Annotated in this window: 12 protein-coding genes and 2 tRNA genes; 4 read left to right on the top strand and 10 right to left on the bottom strand. The window is 31.2% G+C overall.

Features of this window, described 5'->3' with window-relative positions:
* The first annotated feature begins 16 nt into the window (after positions 1–16).
* From Q0870_RS06700 to Q0870_RS06685, 4 genes are all read left to right on the top strand, one after another.
* Positions 17–214 (top strand): helix-turn-helix transcriptional regulator, encoded by a 198-nt coding sequence (locus tag Q0870_RS06700; RefSeq protein ID WP_298553584.1) that lies wholly within the window; start codon positions 17–19, stop codon positions 212–214.
* Positions 215–2,230, top strand: coding sequence for a site-specific DNA-methyltransferase (locus Q0870_RS06695; RefSeq protein WP_298553582.1), 2,016 nt, complete (start codon positions 215–217; stop codon positions 2,228–2,230). It begins immediately after the preceding gene.
* Between the two features lie 2 nt (positions 2,231–2,232).
* Positions 2,233–4,773, top strand: a complete 2,541-nt coding sequence (locus Q0870_RS06690; RefSeq protein WP_298553580.1) for a DEAD/DEAH box helicase family protein — start codon at positions 2,233–2,235, stop codon at positions 4,771–4,773.
* Positions 4,774–4,967: 194 nt separating this feature from the next.
* Positions 4,968–5,531: a tyrosine-type recombinase/integrase gene (locus Q0870_RS06685; protein ID WP_298553578.1), complete on the top strand. Its 564-nt coding sequence runs from the start codon at positions 4,968–4,970 to the stop codon at positions 5,529–5,531.
* Between the two features lie 114 nt (positions 5,532–5,645).
* Here the strand turns inward: Q0870_RS06685 and Q0870_RS06680 are convergent, their stop codons facing one another.
* From Q0870_RS06680 to Q0870_RS06635, 10 genes are all read right to left on the bottom strand, one after another.
* Complete coding sequence (locus Q0870_RS06680; protein WP_298553576.1) at positions 5,646–5,849, bottom strand: hypothetical protein; 204 nt, start codon at positions 5,847–5,849, stop codon at positions 5,646–5,648.
* 464 nt (positions 5,850–6,313) lie between these two features.
* On the bottom strand, positions 6,314–7,030 hold the full coding sequence (locus Q0870_RS06675) for a hypothetical protein (RefSeq protein ID WP_298553575.1): 717 nt from the start codon (positions 7,028–7,030) through the stop codon (positions 6,314–6,316).
* 473 nt (positions 7,031–7,503) lie between these two features.
* Positions 7,504–8,502, bottom strand: coding sequence for a phosphatase PAP2 family protein (locus Q0870_RS06670; protein WP_298553574.1), 999 nt, complete (start codon positions 8,500–8,502; stop codon positions 7,504–7,506).
* Positions 8,503–8,627: 125 nt separating this feature from the next.
* Positions 8,628–9,044 (bottom strand): phosphatase PAP2 family protein, encoded by a 417-nt coding sequence (locus Q0870_RS06665; RefSeq protein WP_298553975.1) that lies wholly within the window; start codon positions 9,042–9,044, stop codon positions 8,628–8,630.
* A 165-nt stretch (positions 9,045–9,209) separates the two neighbouring features.
* Positions 9,210–9,755 carry a phosphatase PAP2 family protein gene (locus Q0870_RS06660; RefSeq protein WP_298553572.1) on the bottom strand — a complete coding sequence of 182 codons (546 nt, stop codon included), beginning with the start codon at positions 9,753–9,755 and terminating at the stop codon, positions 9,210–9,212.
* A 135-nt stretch (positions 9,756–9,890) separates the two neighbouring features.
* Entirely contained in the window at positions 9,891–10,772 is an 882-nt protein-coding gene (locus Q0870_RS06655) for a diacylglycerol kinase family protein (protein ID WP_298553570.1), read from the bottom strand.
* Complete coding sequence (locus Q0870_RS06650; RefSeq protein WP_298553568.1) at positions 10,765–12,738, bottom strand: LTA synthase family protein; 1,974 nt, start codon at positions 12,736–12,738, stop codon at positions 10,765–10,767. The genes Q0870_RS06655 and Q0870_RS06650 overlap by 8 nt, the downstream gene beginning before the upstream one ends.
* A gap of 463 nt (positions 12,739–13,201) precedes the next feature.
* Positions 13,202–13,276, bottom strand: a tRNA-Pro gene (locus tag Q0870_RS06645).
* 22 nt (positions 13,277–13,298) lie between these two features.
* A tRNA-Ser gene (locus Q0870_RS06640) sits at positions 13,299–13,387 on the bottom strand.
* Between the two features lie 100 nt (positions 13,388–13,487).
* Positions 13,488–15,542, bottom strand: a complete 2,055-nt coding sequence (locus Q0870_RS06635) for an HDIG domain-containing metalloprotein (RefSeq protein WP_298553564.1) — start codon at positions 15,540–15,542, stop codon at positions 13,488–13,490.
* Between the last annotated feature and the right edge of the window lies 1 nt (position 15,543).

Raw genomic sequence — 15,543 nt, 5'->3', positions numbered from 1 at the left:
ATTCAAATAGACTGTAATGAACAGGATTAAAGAAAATTTGAAAAAGAAAGGTATAAGTCAAAAATGGCTTGCAAACCAAATGGATAAAAGCTACACCACCATTAACGAATACGCACGTAACAAACGTCAACCTAGTATAGAAGACCTATACAAGATTGCAGATATTTTAGATGTAAAAATACAGGAACTACTAACAGAGAGAACAAAATTATAGATGAAGCTATACCAACAACTAGAAGACCAACTAAAGCAGGAAAACGATTATATCACAGATGAAGGTGAACTGAAAAAATGGGTAGTCATCAACAAAGCTCAAAACTTTGATGAAAAGTTGATTTCCCTACTACTTGAAGATGCAGAGCTTAAAGAAACCTTTTTTCTAAATGTAAAGGATACACTTATTTTTAACCAAAATAAGTTTATACAGTTTCTGGAACAGAAAAATTACCTCAACGATAGTTACACCCAGTATCGTAATAAAGTAGGCTTAAACATTGACGGTAAATTTTTAAAACAACGTAATGAGGTTTCTCTAGTATGGCCCTTTAAAGATTGCGTTCTGGAAGGTGGTCAAAGTCGTGAGGAAGATAAACGAGAAGAAATTTTCTTTAACGAAATACTAGCACAGGATGAAATAACACAACTATTAGAGCCAAAAGTATTAACTAACGCAAAAACTTTTGACAAAGATGGTGAACACAATTTTACAGGGTTTACCAGAAATGCAGAGATTAACAAAAAACGAGGTTTACCAGAAGATACCATTACAGATAACTTGATTATCAAAGGAAACAACTTATTAGCGTTGCACTCACTTAAAAAAGAGTTTGCAGGTAAAGTAAAACTTATCTACATCGACCCACCTTATAATACAGAAAATGATAGTTTTACTTATAACGATAGTTTCAACCACTCCACTTGGTTAACGTTTATGAAAAATAGGCTCGAAATTGCTAAACGATTATTGAAAAAAGATGGTGTGATTTTTATTAGTTGTGATGATAATGAATATACTTATTTGAAATCTGTTTGTGATGAAGTATTTGGAATTGAACGATTTGAAAATATTTTTCACGTTAAAGTACGACACGAAAATAGAATTCTAAGAAAAGATATAAGGTATCAAAAAGTAATTGAGCAGTTATTATCGTATGGTATGCCAAATTATAAACCAAATAGAATTTTCGTAGAAGATAATTCAGAAAGGCACTACAGATTTGCTGTAAAAATTAATGAAAATGCAAAACCTAAAATTGTAAAAATTGGGAAATATGACGTTGAAATTTATAATGTTAATGAGTATGAATTGCTTAATGAGGACAATGGTGATTTGAAAGAGTATAATATTCGTGGGTCTCTAATTACTCAAAAAGGTTCAGCATCGGAGTATTACGAATTAAATCTAAGAGAAAGAAAAGAAGAAGATGGTTTAGGAGCGTTATATAGAGTTATAGGTATGGGGACGAGAGGTGATGGACTTGGTTACAGATACATTCGTCAACCCTTTGACACTTCTGGAAGTAACGGGTTTTATTATCAAGGCAAACCAATTTCACAAAAAGAGGATGTAGGAAATCCATACCCTAATTACTACGATTTTGAGAAGGAATTTAACTTAGTAGCCAGTGAAGGTGGTGTTACTTTCAAAAACGGAAAAAAACCTGAATTATTTTTAAAAAAGATTATGGAAATAGGTAACATATATCCAGAAGATATTCTGTTAGATTTCCACATTGGTAGTGGTAGCTCAATGGCTACTGCTCATAAGCTTGGTTTTCAATACATCGGTTGTGAACAAATGACTAGTCAAATAGATTTATCATTAGAAAGATTACAAAATGTGATTAATGGCGACACCACAGGTATTTCTAAAGAGGAAGATGTGAATTGGAAAGGTGGAGGTTCGTTTAAATATCTCGAACTTAGAAGATATAATCAAATCTTCGTTGACCAAATTAAAGATTCTAATGACACCAAAGAGCTATTGACTATCTGGGAGCAAATGAAAGCAAAATCTTTCCTTAATTACAACGTAGATATTAAGAAGCAGGATGCACATATTGAGGATTTTAAGAAGCTAGACCTGAAAGAACAGAAAGAACATCTAGTTAGCATATTAGACAAAAACCAATTATTTGTAAATGTATCATCGCTCAACGATGCAGAAATGAAATGTACAGATGAAGACAAGAAAGTAACGCAGGATTTTTACCAAATTAACAAGGCTTAGGGATGGCGTACTTATATAAAATATTTGATAACCCTTTTGCACGCAAAGCATTAGAACAGGTTGCTTTACCCAGTTTTATTTCAGATAATTTAAAATTTGATGTTAGACCTTACCAAGTTGAAGCCTTCAAGCGTTACGTCTATTTAGACAAGGAAGAATTTGAAGAGAAACCAGATAAACCATATCACTTAATGTACAATATGGCTACTGGAAGCGGTAAAACTCTAGTAATGGCAGGTTTGATGCTCTTCCTTTATGAAAAAGGGTATCGCAACTTTTTGTTTTTTGTAAACAGTAACAACATTATCCAGAAAACGAAGGAGAACTTTTTAAATCCGTTTGCATCTAAGTACTTATTCAAGGATAAAATTGTGGTTGATGGTAAAGAGGTACTAGTTAAGGAAGTAGATAATTTTGATGAAGCAGATGAGGTTAACATCAACATCAAATTTGTTTCCATACAAATGCTTACATCTGGACTATTGCTCAACGTGAGAGAAAATGGTTTAAGTTTTGAAGACTTTGAAGACCGTAAATTAGTACTACTAGGTGATGAAGCGCACCATAATAACGCTGATGTTTGGGGTGATTTGGTGAAGAAAACCCACGAGTTAAACTACGAGAATATACTTTTAGAGTTTACCGCTACACTAGATTATGACAGTCAAGCCATAGCAGAAAAGTATCAAGACAAAGTAATTTACAAATATGACCTTGCACAATTTAGGTTAGATAAATACTCGAAGGAAATTAACCTTGTTAGGTCTATGTACGATGAGCAAGAACGTATTATACAAGCGTTAATACTCAATTTGTACAGACAGGAGCTTGCTACGTCCAGAGGTGTAAACCTAAAGCCTGTAATTTTATTTAAGGCAAAACGTACCATAGCAGAATCAAAAGAAAACAAAGCGAAGTTTCATAAGTTGATAGAAAATTTTTCACCCAAAATGGTTGAAAATATAAGGGATACTTCAACTGTTGAGGTAGTGCAAAATGCGTTTACCTTTTTTGCTGAAAATAATCTTACAGATACAGAAATTGCTAATCGTATAAAGTCAAATTTCAAACAAGAAAATTGTTTAAGTGCTAATAATGATGCAGAAGCAGAACAGAATCAAATTAGATTAAACACATTAGAAGATATAAACAATCCTATTCGTGCAGTTTTTGCAGTCCAAAAGCTAAACGAGGGATGGGATGTATTAAACCTGTTTGACATCGTAAGGTTGTACGAAGGTCAAAATGCAGGTGGTTCTGACAAAAAAACTTCAAAAGCTACACTATCAGAAGCTCAATTAATAGGTAGAGGTGCAAGGTATTATCCATTCAAGCTTGAAGAGGGTCAAGAAAAGTACAAACGAAAGTTTGACGACCAACTCGATAATGATTTCAAAGTTTTGGAAGAATTGTATTACCACACGAAAGATGAAAGCAAATACATCTATGACATAAAGAAGGCTTTGAGGGAATCTGGCGCAATGGAGAACGATGAAAATTCGGTGCAACTTCGACTAACACTAAAACCAGAGTTTAAAGAAACGGAGTTTTACAAAACTGGAAAGGTTATCTACAACAAGCGAGTAGAGAAAAGCTACGATAATATAAAGTCCTTTGCAGATTTAGGAGTTTCAAAGCGAAACATACAATATACTTTATCATCTGGTATAGGTGTTAAAACTGATGCTTTCGCAAAAGAAGAAAAAGAAGCTAAGAAAGATAAAATTATAGCTAAAGACATAAGAGTTTTAGACATACCAAAGCATATAACAAAATATGCCTTAACACAGAATCCCTTTTACTATTTTGACAGTTTAGAACGATTTTTTCCAAAAATAGAATCCATTACAAATTTTATAGAAAGTAAGGAATATTTAGCAGGTTTAGAGATTGCTTTTTCTGGAACACAAAACAGATTAGAGTATATAACAAATGACGATTACCTTTCTGCTATCCAGAAATTACTACAAACCATTGAGATTGAGATTAAATCCAATCTAACGGATTATGAAGGTTCAGAATACATAAACGATTACGTACACAAGGTTTTTAAAGACAAGGAAATCAGAACCTATAAGGACAACCCTCGTGCCGATGGTCAGTTTGATGTAGTTAGTGAGCCAAGTTGGTATGTGTATAATGCAAACTACGGTACAAGTGAGGAGAAAGAATTTGTAAAAATGTTTGCTAGACGTTTTGAGCATCTGGAAAAACAGTTTAAAGACATTTACTTAATACGTAATGAAAGAGAAATTAAAATCATTGATAAACAAGGGCGAGCGTTTGAGCCAGACTTTGTGTTGTTCTGTAAACAAAAAACAGGAGAAGAACTGACCTATCAGATTTTTATAGAACCAAAAGGGAAACATCTTAAAGCTCACGACAAATGGAAGGAAGACTTTTTACAAGAAATTAGAGAGAGTAAAACCACCATCACCCTTAATTCTGACAAATACTTAATTACAGGTGTACCATTTTATAACAACGAGAGTGAAAACGAATTTAAAAAGACGTTGGAAGAAACATTGGATGTGGAATCATAACACTTCAATAGTTAGCAGAGTATAAAAGTTTCACTATTATTAGAAGTGAACCTTTTTTATTTTGTTAAAACATTGTAAAACAACAAGTTATGTGTTTCAAAGCAAAACATACACTAATATAGTTTCACTTTTATCTTAAAACAAATAAAAGTGAAACTTATTTTTATTATATTTGTATCATAAATAATAATGATATGAGTGTTAAAGGTTCAGTTACTACAAGCGATTATTTAAATTTTGATTCTACGTTAAACAAAGCAATCAAATTAATTAAAAATGATAAAAACTATAAATTAGGTTTTTTAGTGGTTTTAGGTATTAATTCTGGTTTACGTATTTCAGATTTACTTTCATTAAAGTTTACAGATTTAGAAAATGATTCAATTACACTTCTAGAGAAAAAGACCAATAAGAAACGTATTATCAGAATTAACGATAATATTAAAGATGCTTTTGCTTTACTAAAAACTAGAGTTGAAGAACATGAAGGCTTTATTTTTACTTCAAACCAAAATACAGTTTACAGCGTACAATATGTAAATCGTAAAATCAAAGAACTTTTTGGAACTAAAAAACTTTCAGTTTCAACACATTCACTTCGTAAAACTTTTGGTCGTCAAGTGTACTCTAATAATAACGAAACTGAAAAAGCACTATTATACTTATCAGATTTGTTTAACCACTCTTCACCTGCTATTACAAAAAGATACTTAGGTATTAGACAAGAGGAATTAGACGATATTTATATGAGTTTATAAGTCTAAAATCAATCTAATGATTAATGAGAACCTAACAGAAAAATAAATCAATATAATTGCTGTTAGGTTTTTCATTTTACAACTAGTCATGCTCAAAATTTCAACAGCTTTAAATTACTGCTGATAGTAATTTGATAAAGATTCTGCTAGAAAAAGTTGCTCTAGGTTATTAGTACGTTTTAAAAGTAATAATTCAGCTCTTAAAGATTCCTCGCTAAAATCCGCATGCTCTTCATAATTAATGGAAATGTAATTAATTAACAATTGTCGTGTTAATGGAGTTAAATCCAAGTTGATTTCTTCTAAATTTTCAATCATAATATTATTTTTTAAATTATTATGATGCAAATATTAGGGTTTCATCAAGGTATAGCTAGGGATTCCCTAGCATTCCCTGAAATTTTGTGATTTAAGGATTTAAAATGTAACTTGCGGAGTATTATTAGTAAAACTGGTAAAGTTACCCTATGGGTTACCCTAGAAAACTGAACCTTTGTGAAGTACTGTAAACATTGAGTTTAAAGATATTGAGGAAGAACCTCTTTCTCCGCAAAAGGAAACCTACAACGGAAGTTGTAGGTTTTTTGTTTTTAGTAGCGTCATAAGTGTGCTTTTGTAAGTTACTATAAACAAAAACCTAAACAACGCCTAAGCGTGGTTTAGGTTTTTATGCTTGTACTGGATTACCTATTGGGATATGCAATCCTTCTCTCTACATTTAAAACAAAGCTCAATTTCTGAAAGGCACCAAAATCAAAAAAAATACTTTTATTAAAAATGCTCTATTTGTATCTAATTGTTAACTCAGCAGAACCTGTAATAGCCCCATAGTAGAAAACCAACTGGCTAACTGCAGCGGCATTAGTTACATGAGCTCCTGAGACATGAGTATTTGCATGGTAAACTCCTGATGAAAATTCTGTAAGACCGCTAGAGCCTGTACCTACATTATTACCAGTTGGCAAATCATCTTCTGGTTTCCATGAATAGCTTCTACCTATGGTAGCAGGGCTTGTGTTTAATGAATATTCTTTTACTTCAACAGCATAACTAGATGCACCAGATTTTTCAGGTACTTCAAAAAAAGCAACAAAACTATGACCGTCACCTTCAATAAAATCTCTCCATTTAATAAAAAGAATTGGTTCTGTTGTAAAGAAAAAATCAGCTTTAGTTACCCCACCATTACCGTCTTTAGCTTCAATATTACCATTATAAATTGTTTCAGGCTCTAGGTCAGTAAATGAATGTGTTAAAGCATTAACACCAGAAGCAACCTCTTTCCCTTCTAACACTATGGTATAAGTTACAAGATCTCCATCAAAATCTGTGGATTCAGTCCATTCTATAGTAGCACCATAAGTCTTTGTTTCTATAGTATTCGATGAAAAGCTTGTTGGCTCATTATTGTTAGACTCATCATCACTAGATGTACAACTTGTAAAAAAAAAGAGTGATAAAGTAATAAGTAAAAAAATTGTGTTCTTTAGATTCTTCATAAAAAATTATTTTAGTTTTTAATACATCGTATAGTTTTGAAATTGTCATCACGTAAATCAAAAAATTATAGATACTATTATTAAAAAATTATTAATTTTCTTTTTAAAATTGCGACCACTCTTTATTATCATTGGGATTACCAGTTATTCAGCTAAGGATAAAATTACTTATTCCTACTGCTATACCATTAGATTAATAACTTAATAATTTGCTATTATTGATTACTTAAAGTGAAATGATATTATATTGTAATATTGTTAACGAATAATTATTAGAAATTTATAATACTGGTAATCACCATAACTCACAAAGGGTGGTTTAATAAATATTACCTATAAGTTTAATTTAATTAACTCTTGTATTATTTCAGGAATTGTGTTGGTAAATAAGCCTAAAGATTTCAAGATTTATAATAATTAGTTGGATTGATTATTAGAAAAAGAAGTGACTCCCCCCTATTACTTACTTAAAATTAAAAAGAAAAAGTAACACCAGCCATCTTATAATCTGCTCTGTAACTAAAGCTAAAATCTGTCTTAAATTTTGGGTGGATTATTTCGCCTGTTAAATCATGCCTAACCTCCTTTTTTATTCTTCTGTTTGCAGCATTTTTACCAATAACATACCCCATAAGAATTGCAAATGGATAATCGGATGCCCAATGCACTCTAGTACTCATCATTTGAAAAGCCATAACACCTGCTAAGGTGTAACCCACGGGCTTTATCCACTTTGTATTCGGGTAGTTAGTTGATATTACAGTTAAAGATGCTATATATGTTGTTAGGTGCCCAGAAGGCATGGCATCATAATTTGGTGTATTTGTTTGGTATGCTTTAAAACTTGGAAAAGGTGTCCAATGTCCTCCTGGGTTTCCGCTATCAATTGCTGGGCCTGGACTTTGCCTTCCAGTAATTCTTTTTATTATTTGTGTACATACTCCAGAGGAAACTAAAACTTCAATTAATTCACTTGAAACATTTAAAGCACGATAGTCGTTATTGATTTTTCCTGCAATGTAAAAGCCACCACTTAATAAAATAGGGGTTAACCCATTACCCAAATAATAAATAGCTCCGTTAATATTTTTTGGCAGCACCTCTAACCCTAGAAACCTTGTATACCTAACATCTTCATACAAACCCAGTGGTTTTCCTATTTCCTGAGCATTATCTAATAACTTTTGGTCAAATGGAATTAATGCTAGAGTACTTCCAACTGCCATACCCGTCCAGAATAAGTTTTCTTTTTGAACTGTAAACTTTCCAAATTCATAAATATCATTTGGAACATGCTTAAATGCCTCAAAAAACTTTGGCTTGGCATATGTAAAAGTCATTCCATCACCCATATCATAAGTTTGCGTTTCCTTATTATTGACTTGAGCAAAGCCAGTAATTTGAAAAATAAAAACACAGACAAAGCCTATGCATAAACGTTTTATTAATGAACTTTTATAACTAAATTTCATTTTTTCTTTTTTAAATTCCTCAATTATGGTTCTTATACCAAATGCACTTTACTTTTTCCTAAGACAATTATATTCGAATAGCCTTAATTATTATTCTTTAAAAAATTAAGCTAAAATACCTTTATCTAAAACTTATAATTAAGACCTATTAAATAATCGCCACCACCACTATTAAAAGTTAATTCTAAATGTTCTTTTTGATAAGGTGTTGTAAACAAATATGTGCTCCCTAAACCAACTAAAATTCCTCCAAGCACATCCCATCCATCATGCCTATCATGAATTCCTTCAATTCTACTATAAGCTACAAATCCTGCAACTAAATATGCAGGAATACCATACTTCCACCCATAGCGTCTTTGCAAAAATGACGCTCCTGAAAACGAAACAGATGTATGTCCAGATGGAAATGCAAGACCATCTGTTCTGCCTTCTGGCCTAGGTTTATTAATCGCATATTTGAGTCCATAAGTTAAGCCTAGAGTTGTTCCATAAGATTTAGCAAACTGCCAAAAACCTTCTTTGTCTTTCTTAGCAAGAATTACTATTAATGAGGTTATTGCTGGTGCATGTTGAGCATAATCTCCTATGTCTTGTACAAGTCGCTTTGTTCATAATTCTGAAAGGCTTTCATTTTGCGCGATACAAATTAATGGAATAATAAGGCTTAATATTAAAACTATTTTTTTCATATACCTTTTATTTCTTTAAAATTTATAAATGAAGCCCATTAAATAATTTCCATCATAACTATTAAATGATAGTTTTAAATGTTCTTCTTGGTATGGCGTTGTAAAAAGACACGTACTCCCTATTCCAATTATGGCGCCAACAAGAATGTCAAACATATCATGTTTTTTAGCGTCTTGTCTACTAAATGCAGTGAATCCAGCAATGGCATAAGCTGGAATACTATATTTAAATCCGTAACGCCTATGAATAAATGATGCGCCTTGAAAAACTGTAGAAGTATGCCCTGATGGAAACGCATTATTATCACTAAAATCGGGTCTTGTTTTACTAATACTAGCTTTTAAACCAAAAGTTACAACTTGATTTAGTAGAAACCCTTTAGCAAATTGCCATGTCCCTTTATTATCACCTTTTATAAGCGTAGTGGTAAGCCCAGCAATAGGTACAACTATAACTCCAATATCACCCGCCATTTCTATATCAGATTTTTGTGCAAAACCCAAATATAGATTTTGAAATAGAATAGCTAATAACACAAAGAAAAGTTTTCTACAAAACATATTTGCTTAATTAGTTTTTTTAAATTAAATAATTAAAATCAATATATTGATTATAACATTTATCTTCCCCCTTCATATTCAGAGTACCACATGAAATCTTAAAAATATTAAAATAATATTTTTTTTATAAATCCTTTATACAATTACAACTAGCGACTTCTCCTTTAAATGAATTGAGACAGACTGTTCCTTAATTTTTATAAACTCTCCATCAATTTGCGATTCAAAAGCTTCGCCTGTTTTACGAGAAAGCGTCATTGCTTTTGTTTGAAAACTTTTTACGCCTTTTAGTAAATGAGGTCTTTTAAGCAATACCAGAACACCAAACAAAACCATTTTTAACTTGTTAATTTTAGGAACAATCAAAATATCTAATAACCCATCTTGTAATGATGCTTTGGGTGTTAAGCTTACGTTATAGCCTAATTCATTAGAATTTGAAACGAAGATTAAGAAAGGATTATCAATGATTGTATTGCCATTAATATTAATGGTCATTTTATTTTTCTTATTAAACTCCATAAACGATTTTATAGAAGCTCTTACATAACAATAAAGTGTTCTTTTTTGAGAAGCTTCGTAGTTTTCAATAACATTTGCGTCAAATCCAAAACCAGAATTACTAAAAAAATAACGCTCATTAATGCAACCAACATCAATTCTAGTTTGCTCATTTTTTTTTATAATTTGGATAGCCTGTTCTACATTACGCGAAATTTTAAGATTTGATGCTAATCCGTTTCCAGAGCCAACAGGAATTATTCCCAGAGGAATATTAACCCCTATTAAAGTAGATGCCACTTCGTTAATCGTTCCATCTCCCCCACAAGCAACAATAACATTTACTCCTTGATTAATTGATGCTTTAGTTAAATCTATTGCATGCCCTTTATGCTCAGATAATTTAACTGTTAAGTTATATTTTTCTTTCTCAAAAAATTCTTGAAAGTAATGTTCAGAAAAATCATGCTCAGCAGAACCAGCTATTGGATTTATTATAAAGTGAATATTAGTCATCCGTTTTCAATATTGTTAAGCCACTATTTCTATATAGGTCGTCTGCTACCTGATAAAATGAAATTGTTTTTTTTAAAAAAGCATTATCAATAGTTTTTTTAGTAAGACTGTTATCTAATGAATTCCAATCATAAAAATTAGCATTAGCCTGTTCATTTAACACCATAACTTGATTATCCTTAAAATAACCTAGTTTTCGATAATTTGCAATAAAAGCGCGTTCGTCTTCAGGTTTCATATTCATAATATCCATTCCAAATAGGTTTGATTTATAGTCCCAATTTAATAAAGAAAACAGGGTTGGAAACATATCTATTTGAGAAGCTAGCTTATCTACTTTTTGAGGTTTCACGCTAGGAAGATTATAAATTAACGCAGGAATGTGATAGTTCTGCACATCTAACTCCCAACGCCCAGCACTACTAGCACAATGATCGCTCATAATAACAAACACGGTATTACTAAACCAAGGTTTGTTTCTTGCCTTTTTTAAAAATTCTCCAATAGCATAATCTGTATACTTTACTGCACCATGCCGTCCAGTACCAGAAGGAATATCAATTTTACTCTCTGGATATGTATATGGCTTATGATTTGAGGTAGTCATGACAAAATCGAAAAAAGGTTTTTTTGTCACGTAGGCTTTGTCTGCTTCTTTCAAGACTTTATTATAAATATCCATATCACAAACACCCCAAGCATTTTCAAAAGTTACTTCATCATCTTCTATATTTTTTCTGCTCGCAGATATCTTTTTATCCAGTAAAAAACCTCGTCCTCGGTCTACAATATCAAAATTATCACCTCCAAAATAGGTGTTCATATTATCAAAGTAACCATCTCCACCGTAGAAAAAATTTCGAGTATAACCTTGTTGCCTGAATACTTCGCCAATAGTAAACAAACCTTGATTATTCTTGCGTTTTACAATGCTTCTACCAGGTGTTGGAGGTATTGAAAGCGTAATGGCTTCCATGCCCCTAACTGTTCGAGTTCCTGTAGCGTAAAAGTTCGTAAAAAATACGCTTTCATTAGCCAATGCATCCAAAGTTGGAGTTATATTACTTTTAGCACCAAAAGACCCTAAAAACTTACCACTTAAACTTTCAATACAAATAAAAATAACGTTTGGTTTAATAGGTTTATTAATACTATCTGAATTTGTTATTGTTCGATAAACACTTTTATTTTTAACTTTTAGCAATCCATCTCCATATACAGATTTCACATAGGCGTAGGCTTCCTTTTCTGGAATCGTTTGATAAAATTCCTTATACGGTAATTCATTATTTCTGAATGCTGCAAAAAACGAATAAATACCTGCTTTAGATAGTTCGTTATTAAATCTGTTTTCTGTCCAATCTGCTTGTTTATTTGTAACAAATAAACTTGAAATAACGACAATTAAAAACCAAGGAACAGCTGCATATATTTTAGTTTTAAAACAAGTCTCGCTAATAAATACTTTTTTAAAATACCCCAAACGATACACAACAAAAATACTAGTTAAAACTAATATTAACATTCCCGTTATAAGAAATGGCAAAGGGTAAGACTCATTAATATTTTTAACAACTTCATAAGTGTAAATTAAATAATCAACTGCTATAAAATTGTAGCGTCTTTCAAATTCATCCCAAAATGTAAATTCTCCAAAAAACGAAAAAAACAATATAAGTACCCCTAAAGAAAACCCAAAATAAGTCACAAATCTATCGAACAATGAACCGTGCCATTTCTTTGGAATTAGAAATAAATAAATAAGATAAGGAATCGTAAAAAATGAAATTGTTGCTAAATCAAAAAGAAAACCAATAATAAAAGTGTTTCCTAGAGTAAAAAAACCTTTATCAAATTCAGAAAAATTCCAAAACAAAAAACTTATTCTTACAACAAAGGATAATAATAAAAATAAGCCTACAAAGGCCTTAAGCAACGCAAAACGCGTAGGAAATATTTTGAACATTTATTAATAGCTTATTATTAAGAAACCTCGAAAATACTAAAAATTCTAAAGATACATAAGAGTCTTTAGCTATAATAATATTATATCAAAATCTAAATGTGTTTTGGTTATTTTATTACTAAAAAAAACGAAAGATTTCTAAATCAACTATTTATAAAAGTGTTAAAGTAACGATTAATTAACTTCGTTGGATTAATCATCAATTGAAATAAAAATGACTTAAAGGTTTTGGTTTCCTTTTTTATTAGTTTTTCATTTTAATATTTGAAGTGCCCACTATAATATTTACTAATAAATACTATTTAGAAGTTGAATAAATTCACAAAAATTATTGATTAAAAATGCTAAAGTTAACTTATAAATAAAAACTATCTATTAAATACCAAACAACAGCATAACACAAAAAAAATCCTTGACAATCATATAGTTATCAAGGACTTGAATTAAATTAATTATTAATTTGTCGGGGTGGCAGGATTCGAACCTGCGACCTCCGCGTCCCAAACGCGGCGCGATAACCGGGCTACGCTACACCCCGAAATGGTTATCTTAATAATTTGCGGAGAGACAGGGATTCGAACCCTGGGTACCTATTTCTAGGTACGACGATTTAGCAAACCGCTCCTTTCGGCCACTCAGGCACCTCTCCAATAATTTCAATATAAACTAAGCACTTAATTTAAATGCGGATGCAAATTTAGTTTTTCATCTTAAACAACACAAACATTTTCCTCGTTTTTTTCTAGAATTTATTCGGGGTATTCAATTCGCAAATGGTAAATATTTGCAAGCTTGTATTTTAGTACTTTTTTTATGGATTGAATTTCTTTAAAAGTGATATTAGCATTTAAAAACTGCCCCTCTTCTATTTGCTTGTTTATTATATTTTCAACAAATGCTTCAATTTTTGTAGAAGTAGGTTCCTTCAGACTTTTTGATGCTGCTTCAATACTATCGCACATCATTAAAATAGCAGTCTCTTTACTAAATGGTTTTGGCCCTGGATAACTAAAATCTAATTTATCAACTTTCACATCTGGAAACCCCTTTTTCTCTTGCATATAAAAATAATAAACTACACTTGTTCCATGATGCGTTCTAATAAAATCAATTACCCTATCTGGTAAATTGTTTTTCCTAGCTATTTCAATACCATCGATAACATGGTCTATTATTATTTTTACACTTTCTTTAGATGATAACTCATCATGAGGATTAATACCAGTTGATTGATTTTCGGTATAGTACGTTGGGTTTTTCATTTTTCCTATATCATGATACAAAGCTCCAACTCTGACCAGCATAGCATTTGCACCAATTTCATTTGCAGAAGCTTCAGCTAAATTTGCTACATTTAAAGAATGATGAAAAGTTCCGGGCGCCTTATTTGACATCTCTTTAAGTAACTTAGAATTCGTGTCGGACAACTCTAAAAGAGAAACATCTGAAACTAACCCGAATAACTTTTCATAAGCATAAATTAAAGGTTGTACAAACAAGGTTGCCAATCCACATAAAATAAACCATATAAATGTTTCCCATTTAAGTGTTTCAACACTTCCTTCATGAATTACAAAAAAAGCAAAATAAGCTATAATATAAATTAGTGTTATCTGGCCTACTGAAATAAACAAATTAGCACGTTTATATAACTCAGAAACGGTTAAGATGGTTACAATTCCGGCTATAATTTGTAAAAACATATACTCATAGCTATTAGGGACTATAAAACCTAATAAAAGTACAGTAAGCACATGAGCAAACAAACCTAATCGTGCATCAAAAAACGCTTTAAACACTAACGGCAATATGCAAATTGGAACTATATATATATACGCTGAATCATAATTCACTACAAGCGTTGTAATGAATATCATTAATAATATATTAAAAAAAATAAAGGTTACTTTTGTGTTATTCTCAAAAACTTCAAGTCTATACTTTCTTAAAAACAAAAGCAACATTAACAAAGCCAAAGCCACTAATAAAGTGTACGCAAATAGAACCCAATTATAATTAGCCTCATTCCAAAACTGAGACTCATATTCAGACTGTAAAGATTTTAATTTTTGATATTTATCGCCTTCAACTACTTCCCCTTTGGATACAATTAAGGTTTCTTTGGCAACACTTCCTCTTGTAAAAGAAATTCTACCTAATTCATCTTGAATCGCTTTATCGGTAAATGATTTATTGAATGTTATATTAGGTTCAATTAAATCAAAAAACAATGAAACATAATTCGTTTTAAAACTCGACAGGTTATTTTTAGACAACACATCTTCTATAACACTTGTAACGTCATTTTGTTGAATTAAGTTTACATAAAAACCATCATACTTTTTTTCTCTTCCCGCAAGAATAACTACAGACCTATCTTCACCAAAATCATAATTTTCATTTAAAACACCATACCTATATAACTCTGAGATTATGGTTTCACCTGCATCAAATAATTTATTTGAAATACGTGTTGGCAAGGTATCTGAAAAAACAACCTTAAACTGTTCTTTATAAGCTTCGTTGATTTTTTTCTGTATAGCATTGTCTAAATCAAAATATAACACCGCATGATCTACAATGTCTTTTTTTTCAGAATCTATTTCTTTAGCGGTCTTTTTAATGGCGAAGTCAAAAGGAGCTTGCAAACTCTCAGATTGCCAAGGCTTGCCTTTTTCAAAATTGTATTTAAACTTTCCACTTTTAGGAAATAAATATACAATCAAAAAAGTAGTACATATAAACAATAACCCTTTATAAATCAAGGAATGGTTTCTGTATAATTTATTTATAAGGTCTTTCATC

The sequence above is a fragment of the uncultured Algibacter sp. genome (assembly GCF_947487575.1).
GTDB lineage: Bacteria > Bacteroidota > Bacteroidia > Flavobacteriales > Flavobacteriaceae > Algibacter_B.
The sequence above is the reverse complement of the archived record's forward strand: the minus strand, read 5'-3'. Positions and strand labels throughout refer to the sequence as shown.

Excerpts from the sequence above, each read along its gene's own strand:
- Q0870_RS06635 (WP_298553564.1), bottom strand. The coding sequence starts at position 15,542 with ATGAAAGACCTTATAAATAAATTATACAGAAACCATTCCTTGATTTAT.
- Q0870_RS06650 (WP_298553568.1), bottom strand. The coding sequence starts at position 12,738 with ATGTTCAAAATATTTCCTACGCGTTTTGCGTTGCTTAAGGCCTTTGTA.
- Q0870_RS06680 (WP_298553576.1), bottom strand. The coding sequence starts at position 5,849 with ATGATTGAAAATTTAGAAGAAATCAACTTGGATTTAACTCCATTAACA.
- Q0870_RS06655 (WP_298553570.1), bottom strand. The coding sequence starts at position 10,772 with ATGACTAATATTCACTTTATAATAAATCCAATAGCTGGTTCTGCTGAG.
- Q0870_RS06685 (WP_298553578.1), top strand. The coding sequence starts at position 4,968 with ATGAGTGTTAAAGGTTCAGTTACTACAAGCGATTATTTAAATTTTGAT.
- Q0870_RS06695 (WP_298553582.1), top strand. The coding sequence starts at position 215 with ATGAAGCTATACCAACAACTAGAAGACCAACTAAAGCAGGAAAACGAT.
- Q0870_RS06675 (WP_298553575.1), bottom strand. The coding sequence starts at position 7,030 with ATGAAGAATCTAAAGAACACAATTTTTTTACTTATTACTTTATCACTC.
- Q0870_RS06670 (WP_298553574.1), bottom strand. The coding sequence starts at position 8,502 with ATGAAATTTAGTTATAAAAGTTCATTAATAAAACGTTTATGCATAGGC.
- Q0870_RS06660 (WP_298553572.1), bottom strand. The coding sequence starts at position 9,755 with ATGTTTTGTAGAAAACTTTTCTTTGTGTTATTAGCTATTCTATTTCAA.
- Q0870_RS06690 (WP_298553580.1), top strand. The coding sequence starts at position 2,233 with ATGGCGTACTTATATAAAATATTTGATAACCCTTTTGCACGCAAAGCA.
- Q0870_RS06700 (WP_298553584.1), top strand. The coding sequence starts at position 17 with ATGAACAGGATTAAAGAAAATTTGAAAAAGAAAGGTATAAGTCAAAAA.